This window comes from Flavobacterium sp., assembly GCF_044341265.1.
GTDB lineage: Bacteria > Bacteroidota > Bacteroidia > Flavobacteriales > Flavobacteriaceae > Flavobacterium.
The window spans coordinates 1-14,877 of sequence record NZ_JBIISA010000049.1; the positions used below are offsets into that span (position 1 = coordinate 1).

16 protein-coding genes are annotated in these 14,877 nt (G+C 31.5%); 7 read left to right on the forward strand and 9 right to left on the reverse strand.

Annotated elements, in window-relative coordinates; translation table 11 throughout:
* The 7 genes from ACIQ06_RS15385 to ACIQ06_RS15415 all read left to right on the forward strand — a co-directional run.
* A partial coding sequence (locus tag ACIQ06_RS15385) for a T9SS type B sorting domain-containing protein (RefSeq protein WP_396147808.1) occupies positions 1–713 on the forward strand: 713 nt, incomplete at its 5' end.
* Between the two features lie 206 nt (positions 714–919).
* Positions 920–1,306 carry a hypothetical protein gene (locus tag ACIQ06_RS15390; RefSeq protein WP_396147810.1) on the forward strand — a complete coding sequence of 129 codons (387 nt, stop codon included), beginning with the start codon at positions 920–922 and terminating at the stop codon, positions 1,304–1,306.
* Positions 1,307–1,587: 281 nt separating this feature from the next.
* Positions 1,588–1,875, forward strand: a complete 288-nt coding sequence (locus ACIQ06_RS15395; protein WP_396147811.1) for a hypothetical protein — start codon at positions 1,588–1,590, stop codon at positions 1,873–1,875.
* 169 nt (positions 1,876–2,044) lie between these two features.
* Positions 2,045–3,349: an erythromycin esterase family protein gene (locus ACIQ06_RS15400; RefSeq protein ID WP_396147812.1), complete on the forward strand. Its 1,305-nt coding sequence runs from the start codon at positions 2,045–2,047 to the stop codon at positions 3,347–3,349.
* Positions 3,350–3,377: 28 nt separating this feature from the next.
* Positions 3,378–4,205 carry a CPBP family intramembrane glutamic endopeptidase gene (locus ACIQ06_RS15405; protein WP_396147813.1) on the forward strand — a complete coding sequence of 276 codons (828 nt, stop codon included), beginning with the start codon at positions 3,378–3,380 and terminating at the stop codon, positions 4,203–4,205.
* Positions 4,206–4,207: 2 nt separating this feature from the next.
* Positions 4,208–5,179, forward strand: coding sequence for a sensor histidine kinase (locus ACIQ06_RS15410; protein WP_396147814.1), 972 nt, complete (start codon positions 4,208–4,210; stop codon positions 5,177–5,179).
* Positions 5,176–5,895: a LytR/AlgR family response regulator transcription factor gene (locus ACIQ06_RS15415; RefSeq protein ID WP_396147816.1), complete on the forward strand. Its 720-nt coding sequence runs from the start codon at positions 5,176–5,178 to the stop codon at positions 5,893–5,895. The genes ACIQ06_RS15410 and ACIQ06_RS15415 overlap by 4 nt, the downstream gene beginning before the upstream one ends.
* Before the next feature lie 199 nt (positions 5,896–6,094).
* Here the strand turns inward: ACIQ06_RS15415 and ACIQ06_RS15420 are convergent, their stop codons facing one another.
* The 9 genes from ACIQ06_RS15420 to ACIQ06_RS15460 all read right to left on the reverse strand — a co-directional run.
* The gene (locus ACIQ06_RS15420) at positions 6,095–6,355 is read right to left on the reverse strand and encodes a hypothetical protein (RefSeq protein ID WP_396147817.1); all 261 of its coding nucleotides are present in this window, start codon (positions 6,353–6,355) and stop codon (positions 6,095–6,097) included.
* 16 nt (positions 6,356–6,371) lie between these two features.
* Positions 6,372–8,207: a peptidase M61 gene (locus tag ACIQ06_RS15425; protein WP_396147818.1), complete on the reverse strand. Its 1,836-nt coding sequence runs from the start codon at positions 8,205–8,207 to the stop codon at positions 6,372–6,374.
* 44 nt (positions 8,208–8,251) lie between these two features.
* Complete coding sequence (locus tag ACIQ06_RS15430) at positions 8,252–8,419, reverse strand: hypothetical protein (protein WP_396147820.1); 168 nt, start codon at positions 8,417–8,419, stop codon at positions 8,252–8,254.
* A gap of 167 nt (positions 8,420–8,586) precedes the next feature.
* Positions 8,587–9,111, reverse strand: a complete 525-nt coding sequence (locus ACIQ06_RS15435) for a hypothetical protein (protein ID WP_396147821.1) — start codon at positions 9,109–9,111, stop codon at positions 8,587–8,589.
* Positions 9,112–9,150: 39 nt separating this feature from the next.
* On the reverse strand, positions 9,151–9,750 hold the full coding sequence (locus ACIQ06_RS15440) for a hypothetical protein (RefSeq protein ID WP_396147822.1): 600 nt from the start codon (positions 9,748–9,750) through the stop codon (positions 9,151–9,153).
* Between the two features lie 46 nt (positions 9,751–9,796).
* On the reverse strand, positions 9,797–11,179 hold the full coding sequence (locus ACIQ06_RS15445) for a serine aminopeptidase domain-containing protein (RefSeq protein ID WP_396147823.1): 1,383 nt from the start codon (positions 11,177–11,179) through the stop codon (positions 9,797–9,799).
* Between the two features lie 53 nt (positions 11,180–11,232).
* Entirely contained in the window at positions 11,233–13,188 is a 1,956-nt protein-coding gene (locus tag ACIQ06_RS15450) for a M13 family metallopeptidase (RefSeq protein WP_396147824.1), read from the reverse strand.
* A gap of 117 nt (positions 13,189–13,305) precedes the next feature.
* On the reverse strand, positions 13,306–13,680 hold the full coding sequence (locus ACIQ06_RS15455) for a VOC family protein (RefSeq protein WP_396147825.1): 375 nt from the start codon (positions 13,678–13,680) through the stop codon (positions 13,306–13,308).
* A 256-nt stretch (positions 13,681–13,936) separates the two neighbouring features.
* Positions 13,937–14,877: M13 family metallopeptidase (locus ACIQ06_RS15460; RefSeq protein WP_396147826.1), on the reverse strand; the 941-nt coding region annotated here is incomplete at its 5' end.

Genomic DNA, 14,877 nt, shown 5'->3' on the forward strand with positions numbered 1-14,877 from the left:
CAATTTCAATAACCGTTAACCCATTAGTTACACCAACATTCAATACAATACCTGCTTTTTGTGCAGGAACCACAGCACCAGTATTACCTACAACTTCATTAAATGGAATAGTTGGAACGTGGTCGCCAGCAACAGTAAGTAATACAACAAGCGGAACTTATACTTTTACTCCTAATGCAGGACAATGTGCCTCAACCCAAACAATAGTAACTACCATAAATTCAAGCAGCTTAACGGATTTTCAATGGATAGTGAGTGAACCGTTTTCAAGTAATCCGACCATCACTATTATTCCAAATAGCCCGGGTAATTATTTATACCAATTGGATTCTGGCACTCCACAAACGTCCAATGTTTTTTATAATGTAAGTTCAGGTTTGCATACCGTTCAGGTGACGGATACAAATGGATGTTCGGATACAATAGTAAAGAACGATATACTAATTATAGATTACCCAAGGTTTTTTACACCTAATGCTGATGGTTATAATGATACTTGGAACATTAATGATTTGATTTTACAAAAGAATTCAAAAATTTACATTTATGACAGATATGGCAAGTTACTAAAGCAAATTTTTCCTTTCCAAAGTGGTTGGGACGGAAAATATAATAACAATGATATGTTTTCAGATGATTATTGGTTTGTTGTAGAATTTGAGTATAATAATACTATGAAATTATTTAAAGCACATTTTACATTAAAGAGATAATCAGAGTATTATAATTGAAAATAGAATTTGTTCAACATTTAACAGAACGGTGAGGGACACATTAACACAGTAAAATAATAATCTTAAAAAAATCATGAAAAAAAAATTTAATTCTATTTTTATTTTGTTCTTCAATCGGCACATTAGTTGCACAATATACATTATCAGTCCTTTTTATTGGGAATAGTTTTACCTCTTATAACAACTTGTCCCAACTCGTTCAAAGCCTTTCAACATCAGCTGGAAAAACGTTGATTATAGATTCTAGCATGCCTGGTGGATATCCTATGTCGAGTCACCTCGATGATGCGACAACTTTTGCAAAAATAAGTCAGGGCAATTGGGATTATGTCATTTTACAAGAGCAGAGTCAAATTCCAACGATAGAGTTTATTCGTGACAACGATATGTACCCTGCCATGACAGATTTAAAAGCACTTATAGAGCAATACAACCCTTGTGCAAAAATAATCACTTATATGACTTGGGGAAGACGATATGGCGGACAACAATGTGACCAAAACAACACTTATTATTGTAACCTACGCAACCCTTTTTTGGATTATTACAAAATTGCTTTTGATGATTTGTAACTTACACAAGTGGTGTGACACAATTAAGCTATTAGAGCAAAAATAAAATATTGTTCTAACGATTAGATTTCGAGATATAATTCGGGTGATAGTTGCTAAACATTGAGTAAAGGATGTTCATCAAATATTTAAAAAAAAGAATAAGTATTATAAACTCAAAGTAAATAAACACAAAAAACTATATTTCAAACGATTTTCAACATAAGTCATCATTATTTTTTTAGCTACTCTTTCATTTTATGGAATTTTGCAGTGTTCATTAACATTTAAACATTCAAAAAATGAAAAAAGTAATTTTAATTATTGCAGTCTTTATGACTTCACTTGCGGTAAATGCACAAAGCACAGAACAAAACACACCTAAAAAAAGTAAGTTTTATTATTCCTTTGCTTGGGGACTTTTCAAGTCCAAAGATAATCCCAAAAACAAAACGGCAGTAGTTAAGGTTGAAAAACCAAAAATTTTAACTTCATCTTGTGCCATGCCATTAGACCCGACACAATACGAGAAAAAAAGTGTTTTATGGGGTGCAATCCAGTGGACAGAAAAAAAACAGAAAAAAAACTGATTTAAGTAAAAACCTGTAGTCTAAATTTAGTTTTTTATTAATGATTTTTTAGATAAATAAGATTAATAAGGACCTGTGATTTAAAAAATATTTGTTTCTGTTCAATAATTCTTATGTATTAAAATCGCAACAACTTTTCTAAATTAAGACCAAAATATTTTATAAAAATATGAAAAAAATTCTTTCATTATTTGCATTGTTTTTTAACTTACTAATAACAAATGCACAAAACAATGATTACTGGCTAAATAAAAATTACCATGAGGTTTCCATTGATGCAACCAATAAAGATTTTAGTGATTTACAATTTCTTAAAAAAGAATTAGAAGGAAAAAATGTAGTTGCCATAGGAGAACAAACTCATGATGACGGAAGTAGCTTTGAAGGTCGTAATCGGTTGATTCAATTCTTAATCAGCGAAATGGGCTACGAAGCTATACTATTTGAGGCTGGTATGTTTGACGTTGGTTTTGGAGCCCAATCCTATAACTCCTCAAAAAACATTGACTCTTTACAAAAATCATTATTTCGTTTTTGGCGTAATGCAGCTCAAAATCAATCCTTATTCACCTTTATTGATTCACAAAAAAAACAAGGCAAGCAAATTTATTTTGACGGTTTTGATTGTAAATTTACCTCAAAGTATCGTTTGGAATATGTTGATTATATTGACTCTATTGTAAGTAATTATGACCCAGCAATAAAGAAAAACAATATTTACATTGAATATTTGAAAATTTGGCAATATATTTCCAAAGCAAAAGGAATAAAATCTGCATTCCCAAAAATATCAAAAAAAGATATGATTATTTTTAAACAAGGTACTGAATTAGTTTTAAAAACACTAGAAGGTAAAAACGACTTTGCTTATCAAATAACAAGTAGCTATTATGAAGGAATTTTAGCCTACGCCAACCATTCTTTACTTTCATTAATATTCAATAAAAAGAAATTAATTCAAATGAACGACCAACGTGATGTAATAATGGCAGAAAATTTGAATTTTTTACTTGAAAATAAATACAAAAATAAAAAGGTCATTCTATTTGGTGCAACGTATCATTTCATTAAAAACAACCAAACCATACAACGAATTGGTAAGTTTCCATTGCCCATTGAATCCTCAAAAATTATGGTAAATTTACTCCCAGAAAAACTTCAAAAATCAATATACACAATAGGTTTTACAGCCTACTCCGGCAAATATGGCATGGTAAAAGATACAACAAAAGGTAGCTCTATTGAACCAGCAAAAGAAGGTAGTTTTGAAAAAAAAGTATATGATTTTAAACCCGAAAACGGAATAATAACTTTAAATACAACCGATAAAAAACCCGATTGGTTTCACAATAATTTAAGTATGAGATTATTCAGATATGAGTCAAACACAGTTTGTAATGATTGGTCTAAAGTCATAAATGCAGTATTTTTTATTAAAGAAATGAAACCAATAAAAGATATTTCAAAAGAATAATAAAATAATTTAAACTTAAAAAAAAACAATGAATACAAACAATTTCATAGAAAATGCTGCTTTAGGGAAAAACAAATGGTGGCAATATGCGTTAAGTATTTTAGCAACTGTAACAGCGGTTGTTATTGTTAATGTTGTAACTCGTCAATTTATTCCAACAATAAAATCGTGGGTTCCTGATAACGATTTTGGGAAAAATCTTTTTACTTTTAGTTTTATATTTCTAATATTTGGAGGTGCTCTTATCTCTTTTATTTTTAGTGCAAGTAAATTACATCAGAGGGCAAAATTTTCATTTATTTCAAATCAAAGTACATTTAGTTGGAAACTGTATTTTTTAGGATTTTTACTTTGGGGAAGTTTGTTGTTTGTATGTTGTCTCATAACAGATTATGATAAGTTTGAAACTTTTGTGACAAGTTTTGATATCAATCAGTTTCTTCTATTGCTTCTATTAGGTTTTTTAGCATTTGGGATTCAGTCATTTTTTGAAGAAATAGTTATTCGAGGTTATTTCTTGCAAGGACTTCATCTTCGCATCAAAAATTTGGCTCTATTAGTTGTCATTAATTCTTTGATTTTTGGTGTTTTGCATTTTGGTTATGGGATAGGTTCCTTCTTGAATTCTTTTGTTTTTGCAATAGCCTTTGCGGTTTTGGTAATTCGCCAAAACAGAATAGAGTTTGTTTCAGGAGCGCACAATGCCCATAACTTACTACTCGCAATTGTATTTATAGATTTATCCGAAACGGTTAACGCAAAGTTTGACTGGAATATTAGTTGGGCTGAATTTGGTTTGGAGATTTTAGCGTTATTGTTCCTCGTTGGAATTGTCTATAAGTATTTTAAGAAATAGAAATGAAGTTAAGAATATTATACCACCTTGCTTTTTGGGGATTTTTCACCTTGCTTTTTTTGCAACAGAACCCTAAGGTAGTCTTGCAAGATTTTCTAGCTTGGTTTACTATACTTGGGGTTTCTACCATGGTGGTTTATACAAATCTTTACCTGCTATTTCCGAAATTTTTCTTCACCAAGAAGTATTCGATATATTTCCTGTTGCTTGTTTTAATTATTGGTTTAGGTGCTTTGTCTTTAAAATTACTTTTGCCTTCAGGCAATACTTCTTTTTTGACATCAATTTTTCAGCAATTTGTCAATTTATTTTTTTTTGTTGTCATTACAAGTTCATTAAAATTTTTGAGAGGATTTTTACAAAAGCAAGAACTACTAATGAAATTAGAAAAAGAACAATTAAAAACCGAACTTTCTTTGCTCAAAGCACAAGTAAACCCACATTTTTTATTCAATACTTTGAATAATTTATATGGATTAATTTTGCAAAATGAAAACCTGCAAGCGGCTGATATTACGCTAAAACTTTCTGATTTGATGCGGTATTTATTAGAAAGTAGCAAAACCGAGCGAATAAGTTTACAAAAAGAAATCAAATTTTTAGAGGATTATTTAGTATTGGAAAAAATCCGTTTATCAGCACAGGCAGATATTCGTTTTGTAGTTTATCGCTTAGAGAAAGACATTTTTGTTGCACCTTTGTTGTTTATTCCTTTTGTAGAAAATGCCTTCAAACACGGTTTGCAAAGTATTTCAGAAAGTAGTTTTGCCCATTTTTATCTTTCCATACAAGGCAAAGATTTATTTTTTGAAGCTGTCAATTCGGTGGGTCAAAATATAACTACTCCAGAAAAAAGCGGTACAGGTTTAGAAAACCTACGCAAACGCTTGGAACTGCTGTATCCCGAAAAGCATCTTTTGGAAGTAGAACAAAATGAAGGGATTTTTAAAGTAATTTTACAGATTAGTATATGAAGTTTAACTGTATAGTTGTAGATGATGAACCAATTGCTCAACAAATTTTAGAAAATTACATTTCGCAAATTGAGGCATTGCATTTGGTAGGCAAGTGCAGTAATGCGTTTGAGGCGTTAAATATTTTGCATTGTGAAAAAATAGATGTTTTGTTTTTAGACGTCAAAATGCCTTCGCTTTCGGGTTTAGATATGCTCAAAACTTTGCAAAACCCACCCAGAGTTATTCTTACGACTGCTTTTTCAGAGTTTGGCGTAGAAAGCTATGAATATGGCATAAGCGATTATTTACTTAAACCTATTGCGTTTGAACGCTTTTTGAAGGCAGTTAATAAAATTTTGATACGCAAAAATGAAGAATTATCAACAGAAAGGATTGAAAACAAGGCAGAAATGGAATCCACATTTATATTCTTCAAAGCCGATAAAAAAATCCATAAATATTATTTTGCAGACATTTTATTTATTGAAGGTAGCGGAAATTATGTGAAAATTAATACGCAAAATGAAAAGCCATTAATGGTATTAGATAAGCTGACAGAACTGCAAGAAAAATTACCTACAAAACAGTTTATTCGGATACATAAGTCTTTCATTGTGAATATTTCGCATATTCAAAAAATTGATGGTAATATGATTAATATTAAAGACAAAGTAATACCAATATCAGCTACTTTTAAACCAAATTTAGAAGAGCTCATTAAAGATAATGGATAAGTTACCTTGGGTTTCTTATGGTCACAAAACAAAAAATTAAATTAACTGACATTAAACATTTAGTAATACAGTTTATCCATAAAATTTGCAATAATAAAAAAGGCCCTTTGCTTTTCTTGTTGAAAACAAAACATAAAGATGCACTGCTTGTTTATCCTTTCTTGAATAAAGAAAAAATCTTTTTCTTTTAGAGTAAATTTTAGGTTTGGATTTGGTCACTCAATTTATACATTGTAGAATCTCGAAATTCTTTTTTATTTTTTCCAGATAATCTTGTAGCTTTTCCGCCGCTAAATAAAAATTTATTTTGAAATTTTATTTGTTCAAATGTTTCTTTATCAGCTAAAACTACTAAAGCAAATGCATAATCGGTATCTTCTATAACAATTGCTTTAGAATGCTTGGCATTTTTTGAATTAGTGCAGCTAATTGTTTTTGTACTTATTAATTGAACATACAATTATTTTAACATAACACTACTTTTTTAACCAAGCGTTTTTCAAGTTGGATTTTGATGCATCTGTTGCTAGTAAACCTTCTATTTCTTTGAAAGAAATTTTTACTTTACCCGATAGTGTTTGTTCTTTTCCTTCTCTTTTTATAGTAATTGAAATGGGTTCTCCCTCTTTCCAATCGTCAGTTTTCAAGTCTGATATATTGTCTAGGTTATACTTTGTGCCATTAATCGTTGTAATAATATCACCACCTCTTAAATCCAATGCTTTCATAAAAGCTGTTGGTTCACTATCTGGAATCATTAATTCTTTTTTTTCTGGATCTACCGTTAATTGGTGGAACTTATTTTCGCGAACTTTCACTACAGCTTTAGCTACACCTACTTTTGACAAATACGCTTCATAATTAATAGGTGTTGAACCAGAAACGTGAGTTCTTAAAAAATCACCCACTTCAGGATAGGTCAACGCTGTAATTTTAGCAAATAATTCGTTATCATTGAAAGCTTTTTCTACACCATATTCTTTTGATAGTTGCTGCATTAAATTCAAAATACCTCTTTCGCCATTGCTTTTTTCACGAATAATGATATCAACACACATTCCTATTAAAGCACCTTTTTCGTACACATTTAAGTACTGCTCTTTATACGGACTCTTCAATACATTGGCACTCATGGCAGTAAACGACATGGTGTCAACAAATGATTTTGATTGTTCAATTTTTTTTGCCATTAGTTTGTAGAAATCCGCTTCATCAATTAATCCTTGATTGACTTGGAACAAATTAGCAAAATACTCCGTTACACCTTCATACATCCACAAGTGTTGTGACATTTTTGGAGCATTGTAATCAAAGTATTGAATTTCGTTAGAATGAATAGTTAAAGGAGTTACAATATGAAAAAATTCATGTGAAACTATATCTTTCATTAGTCCTTGTAATTGGTGTAACGGCAGCATTTCAGGTAAAACAACCGTGGTAGCTGTTGGATGTTCTAAAGCACCAGTTCCTTTTGCATCATCTGGTTTCATAGTAGATAAATACAACAATACAGTATATTTTTTAGTGGAATTGATATTACCTAAAAATGTTTTTTGAGCCGTCATCATTTTTTTCATTTCTGGCGTAATGCTTTCTGCTGTTACTTTCCCTGAAGGCGAATAGACTACAATTTGAATATCCATTCCGTTTACATTAAATGAGGTGTAATCGGGTTTGGCATACATAATTGGGTTTTCTACTAACTCAGCATAACGAGGTGTATTGAAAACATCTTTAGTTGCACTGGCGTCAGTATCAATCATAGAAGTTGCTCCCCAAAGTGTCTCCGGATGCGTAATAGTAACTTGATAAGGCAAGTCTTTTTTATCTTGGAAATACCCTACAAAACCATGCGTGTTTAACATGAAATTTTTACCGGCATCAATATTGGTCCCGGCAGGAGAAAAAATATCAGCCCCAAAACCTCCTCCTTTTTCAGTGTCATAAGTGTCGTTAACTAGATAGGTTATTTTGGAAAGATTTTTAGCATTGGAAATAGACCAAGTATTGTCATCGGTTTTTGTTACCGCTAGTGCAGTTCCTTTTGCATCAAAGGCTTTAAAATCTTCTATGTATTTTCCGTAATTATCCTCAGAATAAGTGCCTGGAACAATTTTAGGAATGCTGTAAGTAATTTTATCCGAGTTGGTTTTTGGTGCTTGTACAGTCACTTTTACCTTGTCGTCTTTGACGTCAATTAAGTCGATGCCAACTTTGACATCTTGTTTAGATACTCCCTTTTTTTGTGCATTAACTGTAGTATTGCTCCATAAGAAGGCTACGAAAGCAAGTGCGATAATTGATTTTTTCATTTTGTTTTTTTTTTATTAATTTCTTGTTTGCGTTAAGTTTTAATTTAAAATGACGTCAGCCATTCAATTGTTTTAGTCACTACTAATGGGTTAAATTTATCTTGCATAATTTGGGCATATTTGCCTGAATGCTTAAGCTTAATCCCTTCCTCCATAGAACCTACTAAGGCAAATGCATGATTGGTATTTTCTAAAATAATTTTAATAATCATTAAAAAGACTTTTCATATTGATAAAACACATTAAAAACCAATACTTTAGTATCGAGTTTTATTTTACTCCGCTTATTGACAGAAACTGCAACTACAGCGCGGTGATTGAGTAAGTTACTATTATAAGATAAAAGATCGAGAACGCTCGAGATCGTACTTTTGAAGTTTTAATCCAATATCTTAAGTGAGTTAAAGAATTTATCTCTTAAATCTACTGAAGCACCTGCGGCTCGTTTACTGTGTACAATATTGATACTATGAAGGCTATCAATGAATATATAAGATTTTAATTCCATCTTCTTGCCATTACGCTCTGTACTTAATTCAAGAATCAAAACATCTTTACCACTTATGTTTTTCTTTTCCTTTGATAAGACCTTGGTTTCATTACCAAGTTGAGCGATAAAAGAAGATTCTAACTGTTCCCAGAAAGCTGGTTCTAACTGAGCAGTTTCAATCTGTTCTTCATTTAGTCCATTTTTTGCTAAGTTTTGAACTACAACATTAAAATTAGCAGTGCTGTCGGCTAATCTCAACGAATAAACAGAAGCTATATCCTGCATATTTCGAACATCAGGTTTTTCTGGGAAGGTGATGGAAACTTTCTCAGTTAACTTGACTTTTGTTTCCTGTGACATTGCAGCAATTGGCAATAAAATGAATAAAAAGTGTATGATAAATAGCTTTTTCATAAAATTAATTTAAAATTATATTGTTAAATTTAGGTTGGTTTATTGTTTACTCTTTTCTTGATTTCTATTCCCTCCAAAATGAATGATAGCAGTAAATGAAATAGTAGACACTTTTCTATCTATAGATTTAAACATTGAATTTAATCCCCATTCATATCTTGTTCCTAAACTAAATTTATTTCCAAAATGGTGTCTAAAGTCAAAAAACATAGAAGTAAAATTTGTTACTTCACTACTTACGTCTTTGGTACCAGTTGCGGTGTTAAGTTCGGGATTAAACAAATAATTTTGCATGAGCCCTGTACTTAAATTCATACTCTTTCCAATGTCAAACATTGGGCCAATATAGACGGCAAGATTGCCAGTTGTAAATTCTCCGCTTAAGCCTGGACTTATTGCTACATCACCATAATTACGCCATGAGCCATCAATCTCGGCATAGATAGATAGCCTATTGGCAATTTTTCTGCTGTAAAAAAAACCGCCTCCTACGTCAACTTTATTAAAGTCATCATTGAAACCAAAAATATTAGTAGATAAAATAGCTCCAAACTTATTTTTTGATGGTGTAATGTCTTGTGCAACTGATGTTGTTATTGTTGCACAAAGTAATGCGAGTGTTAAAAATGATTTTTTCATAAATTGAATTTAAAGATTATTGATTTATTTAGAATTAAATTTTAATTTAAAATGATGCCAGCCATTCAACTGTTTTACTTACTACTAATGGGTTAAATTTATCTTGCATAATTTGAGCGTAGTTGCCTGAATGCTTAAGCTTAATCCCTTCCTCCATAGAACCTACTAAGGCAAATGCATGATCGGTACCTTCTAAAATAATGGCTTTAGAGTGCTTGGCATTTTTTGCGTTTGTCCAACCAAGCATTGCGGTTGCATACTCTTTATCAATGGCCTCAAAATCGGAAGTTCCATATATGGTAAGGATTGGGCAGGTTACTTTTTCCCAGTACTTTTTAGGGTCTATCTTATTCAATTCTCTATTAAAAGCTAATGACCTATAAATAATGGTGTTGTCTTTTTCATTCCAGCCAAAAACTTGTTGTAGCACGGGATCATATTCTGGTTTATCTTTAATGATTTGCTGTGGTGTTTTATTCTCGTCAAAAATTGCTGTAATCACTTCTTTAGTGTAATTTTTATATTCTAAAGCTACTTCTGGACTATTGCCAGATTGCAACAAACTTCTGTTTATAATTTCGGGATAATAGCTTCCAAAATTAGTAGATAATGTGCCATAAACCATTGCACCTTTAACAGTAGGATTAGTACTTGCAAGTATTGGGGCAATCATTCCGCCCATACTGTGTCCAAAGAGGTAGATTTTTTTGGAATCGATGGTTTTGTTTTTCATTAAAGATTCTAAACCTGTTTGAAATTGCTCAAGCTCTTGATTAAAAGTCATTTGATCGCAGGTAGTAAATTTTCCCTCACTATCACCTGCACCTGGTTTGTCAATTCGCATAACAGCATACCCTTGCAATGTCATTTCGTTGCAAAATTGTTCGTATGGGTCTTTTTCTGGCACCTCAATAACCGATTCACATATATTTCCTTGAATAAAAAGGATAGCTGGTAATTTACCCGAAGCATTAACCGGTTTTGAGAGTAAGGTTCTTAAATAACCGAATGCTGTTTTTATCTCACCATATTCATAATGAATACCTTGTTTAGTTTTGCTTACTTTTGCTTTTGCAGTTGTTGTTAACTGCACAAAAGCTTTATTTCTCCACAGTTTATATGCAACAGGATTACCCTCGGTTATTTCTGATAATGGTGGACTGGTAAATGTGCTTACATCAGCAATAGCAGTACCGTTGATTTCTACAATGATATCTCCTTCTTTTATTCCTGCACTTTCTGAAGTAGAGTTTGGAACAACGCCTTCAACAAAAACTCCTTGATCACCGTTAAAAGATTTTTCTTGCTTTATTTCAGCCGTTAAGATTTGGTAGCGAAACCCATTTGAATATTTTCTTTTTAGAACTTGCGCATTAAGAGAATTCGTAATTGAGCAAAGTAGAAGTAGCGAATAAATTGTTTTTTTCATAATTTTTTTTAAGATTAATTTAATATATAAATAGTTGTTATTTGACATATAATTTACCAAATTGAAATTCTATCTTTTTCTTCTTTGTAAAGTTTGTCTGATTTATCTAAATTGAATAAATCATAAAAAGGAGTAAAATTTGTAAGTACCCCATTAACCCTAAGTTGGGAAGGAGCGTGACTGTCATTTCTAATCATATTTTGAAGTTCCTGTTCTGTTAACTTCTCGCGCCATACTTTAGCAAATGAAATGAAAAATTGTTTATCAAAATCCTTACTATTTTCTTTACCTGTAGTTGTTAATTTATATGCATCATAGGCTATACTAAGCCCACCAAGGTCAGCAATATTTTCGGATAAAGTTTGCTCTCCATTAATATACAAACTATCCAAGACCTCATATTTAGCATACTGGATTTTTATTCCTTCACACCTCTCATTAAATGATGTTTCGTCTTTATCAGTCCACCAATCTTCAAGGTTCCCTTTATCATTATATTTTCTACCGCTATTATCAAAACCATGAGTTAATTCATGAGCAATGATATATCCTATTGAACCATATAATTTTGCTTCGTTGTCATTTGCATTAAATATTGGCTCCTGAATTATGCCAGCTGGCACTACAACTGCATTGTCTGATGGGGCATAAAAAGCATTAACATTTTGTGTCAATACCTCAGCCCATTTATTTACATCTGCTTTTTTATCAATTGTATTAACATCTAATATGAAAGAATAGGCATTCCTATTAGACGTATTCTCAAAAAATAAATTCGGCTGCACTTCTAAGCCTTCATAAGTATTAATTTTTTTAGGGTATCCAATTTTAAATGTTAGTGAATTAAGTTTTTGAAGCGCTTTGTTTTTGGTTTCAGTAGTCAGCCATTTATTGTTTTCAAGTCGCTTTTTAAAAGCTTCTTTAATGTTAGCACACATAGCTTCTACTTTTATTTTAGATTTTTCATTAAAGTATTCTTTTACATAGAGCTTCCCTAACAATTCTCCATTAAATTCATCAAGTAATTCTTCAGACCTTGGAGTATACGTTTTTACACCTCCAAACACAGAACGAAGTTCAGCCAATGCATCACGAAACGCGAAGGGTAGAGCTGTGGTTTTATTTAGAATGATTCGAGACTTTAACTTATTTTTCCAAATTTCTAAATCTTTATTTTCTTTTAAAGCATTTAAATTCTGATAAAAATTTGGAGTTTGAACGATAACTTGTCCTGTTTTAATGTTCATAATTTTAAAAAGAGTTGACCACCTAATGCTTGGTGTAAGCTTTTCCAATTCATATACAGACATTTTATTGTAGGTTGATTCGGAAGAGTAAGTCAAATCATGATTTGACTTGAAGTCGCTAGCCAATTCTTTATCAAACTCGTAAATATCATTGGCAATTTTTTTTGCATTTTCGGTAGAATAGCCTATCAATTCAAAAAGTGTTTGAATATATTGTTTGTAATTATTACGGATTTTGTCAAAAATTTCTCCTTCTAAGGTATAAAGAGAGGATGGCATTATGGTTAAACCATTTTGAGATAATGATAAGATATTATATGCACTATTTTTTTCATCTTGAATAACGCCAATGCCCAATAAATGCTGATGTCCTTCGGTATGTAATTTAGCTAAAAGATTAAAAAATTCATCACTGTTTTTGATTTTATCAATCCTATTAAAAATATTTAATAATGGAGTTAGTCCGCGTTTTTCTATTACAGTTGTATCTATACCACTATTATATAAATCTGCCAACTTAGCTTCTGGTGAACCTTTAATTAACTGTTTATTTTGAGCATTATTTTTAATTACATTTAATAATTGTTGATGAGTTCTTTCTGCAATTATTTTTAATGATAAAGTTGGATTTTTAGCGGTATCAAGCCAAGCTTTATTAACGTAATGATAAAAATCATCGCCAGGTTTTACTTTGCTATTTTGCGCATGGAGAGAACTCATAATTGAGCAAAGTATAAGTAGTATATAAATTGTTTTTTTCATAATTTTTTTAAGATTATTAATTCATTTTTTTGATCTTAACCTTTTAAATTTGTTATTGTTTTTTTACGGTTGTATCATCTAAACTTTGGTTGTTAGCGGTTGTTTTTTCGGTCGTAATTATTTAGTTTGATATAATGCAATTCTGTTTCCTTCTGTGTCTTTAAATTCGGCAACAAGTCCAATTCCATTGTATGTTTTGGGATATAAAATTTGTCCACCATTTGAGGTAGCTAATTTTAGTGTTTCATCAATATTTTCTGTATTGAAGTAAATCACAACTCCATCTTTTGTCGGTTTATAGATTTCTCCTTTTGCTAATGCACCTGTAATTCCTGAATTTTCGACAGCAAATGGAAACAATGCCATTTCATTATTGTCAATGTTTTCTTTGTTAAAGTAAAAGTGGAATACAGCATTGTAAAACTTTATTGCTCTTTCAATGTGAGTCACTGGGATTTCAAAATAAACAACTGGGTTTGATTTTTTTTTCATAAGATTTTTGTCGGTTTGTTTAATTGTTGTTTTTGGATTGACGCCACAAGAAGTTAGAAGTTGCATTAACACTCCAAAAATTATTGTTGTCAATATGTTTTTAGTTCTGTTCATTTAACTTATTCTGTCCATTTACAGGTCGTTTTAAAATTCACCTTTCAACACATCTACACCAATGGCGTAACCATAAACTTTTCCATATTGATTAAGTACAAAAAAACATTACTGGTTGGTTTGATTATTAATTTGAATTTGATTACCAAATTTTAACCCTTTTTTCTGGAGCTAAATAAAGCGAATCCGTTGCTTTTACGTTGAATGCTTCATAGAATTCTGGAATATTTCTAACTATTCCATTTATTCTAAATTTTGCAGGTGAATGTGGGTCGGATGCTACTTGATTTCTCAAAGCTTCTTCACGAGATTTATCTAACCAAACTTGTCCCCAACCAAGAAACACTCTTTGAATGCCCGTGTAACCGTCCATTTTAGGGGCTTCTTTTCCGTTTAGTGACATTTTGTAAGCTTTAAGAGCTATACTCAATCCGCCTAAGTCACCAATGTTTTCGCCTAGCGTAAAACTTCCGTTAAGGTTTAAATCTGGTAAAACTTTAAAACTATTGTATTGGTCAACAAGAGCTTTTGTTCTTGTTTGAAATGCTTTTAAATCTTGTGGCGTCCACCAATTCCTCATTACACCTTCACCATCAAAAGCACTTCCTTGATCGTCAAATCCGTGTCCGATTTCGTGCCCAATTACGGCGCCAATTCCACCATAATTTACCGCATCATCTGCGGCTAAATTAAAGAAAGGCGGTTGAAGAATTGCTGCTGGAAAAACAATTTCGTTAAGCGTTGGGTTGTAATACGCATTCACAGTTTGTGGATTCATACCCCATTCAGCTCTATCAACCGGTTTTCCTAATTTGTTTAACATACGGTTGTATTCAAATTCAGTAGCTCTTGTTGCATTTCCGAACAAATCATTTTTAGTTACTTTTAATGCAGAATAATCTCTCCATTTGTCTGGGTAACCAATTTTAATCATGAATTTATCAACTTTAGCAAGAGCTTCTTTTTTAGTGTTAGCACTCATCCAATCTAGTTCTTTGATGCTTGCTGCGTAAGCTTTAAGTAGATTTTTCACCATGGCCGTCATGCGTTCTTTAGCCTCTGGAGTAAAGTGTTTTTTTACAT

Excerpts from the sequence above, each read along its gene's own strand:
- ACIQ06_RS15410 (WP_396147814.1), top strand. The coding sequence starts at position 4,208 with ATGAAGTTAAGAATATTATACCACCTTGCTTTTTGGGGATTTTTCACC.
- ACIQ06_RS15430 (WP_396147820.1), bottom strand. The coding sequence starts at position 8,419 with ATGATTATTAAAATTATTTTAGAAAATACCAATCATGCATTTGCCTTA.
- ACIQ06_RS15450 (WP_396147824.1), bottom strand. The coding sequence starts at position 13,188 with ATGAAAAAAACAATTTATATACTACTTATACTTTGCTCAATTATGAGT.
- ACIQ06_RS15445 (WP_396147823.1), bottom strand. The coding sequence starts at position 11,179 with ATGAAAAAAACAATTTATTCGCTACTTCTACTTTGCTCAATTACGAAT.
- ACIQ06_RS15455 (WP_396147825.1), bottom strand. The coding sequence starts at position 13,680 with ATGAAAAAAAAATCAAACCCAGTTGTTTATTTTGAAATCCCAGTGACT.
- ACIQ06_RS15425 (WP_396147818.1), bottom strand. The coding sequence starts at position 8,207 with ATGAAAAAATCAATTATCGCACTTGCTTTCGTAGCCTTCTTATGGAGC.
- ACIQ06_RS15435 (WP_396147821.1), bottom strand. The coding sequence starts at position 9,111 with ATGAAAAAGCTATTTATCATACACTTTTTATTCATTTTATTGCCAATT.
- ACIQ06_RS15395 (WP_396147811.1), top strand. The coding sequence starts at position 1,588 with ATGAAAAAAGTAATTTTAATTATTGCAGTCTTTATGACTTCACTTGCG.
- ACIQ06_RS15405 (WP_396147813.1), top strand. The coding sequence starts at position 3,378 with ATGAATACAAACAATTTCATAGAAAATGCTGCTTTAGGGAAAAACAAA.
- ACIQ06_RS15400 (WP_396147812.1), top strand. The coding sequence starts at position 2,045 with ATGAAAAAAATTCTTTCATTATTTGCATTGTTTTTTAACTTACTAATA.
- ACIQ06_RS15440 (WP_396147822.1), bottom strand. The coding sequence starts at position 9,750 with ATGAAAAAATCATTTTTAACACTCGCATTACTTTGTGCAACAATAACA.
- ACIQ06_RS15415 (WP_396147816.1), top strand. The coding sequence starts at position 5,176 with ATGAAGTTTAACTGTATAGTTGTAGATGATGAACCAATTGCTCAACAA.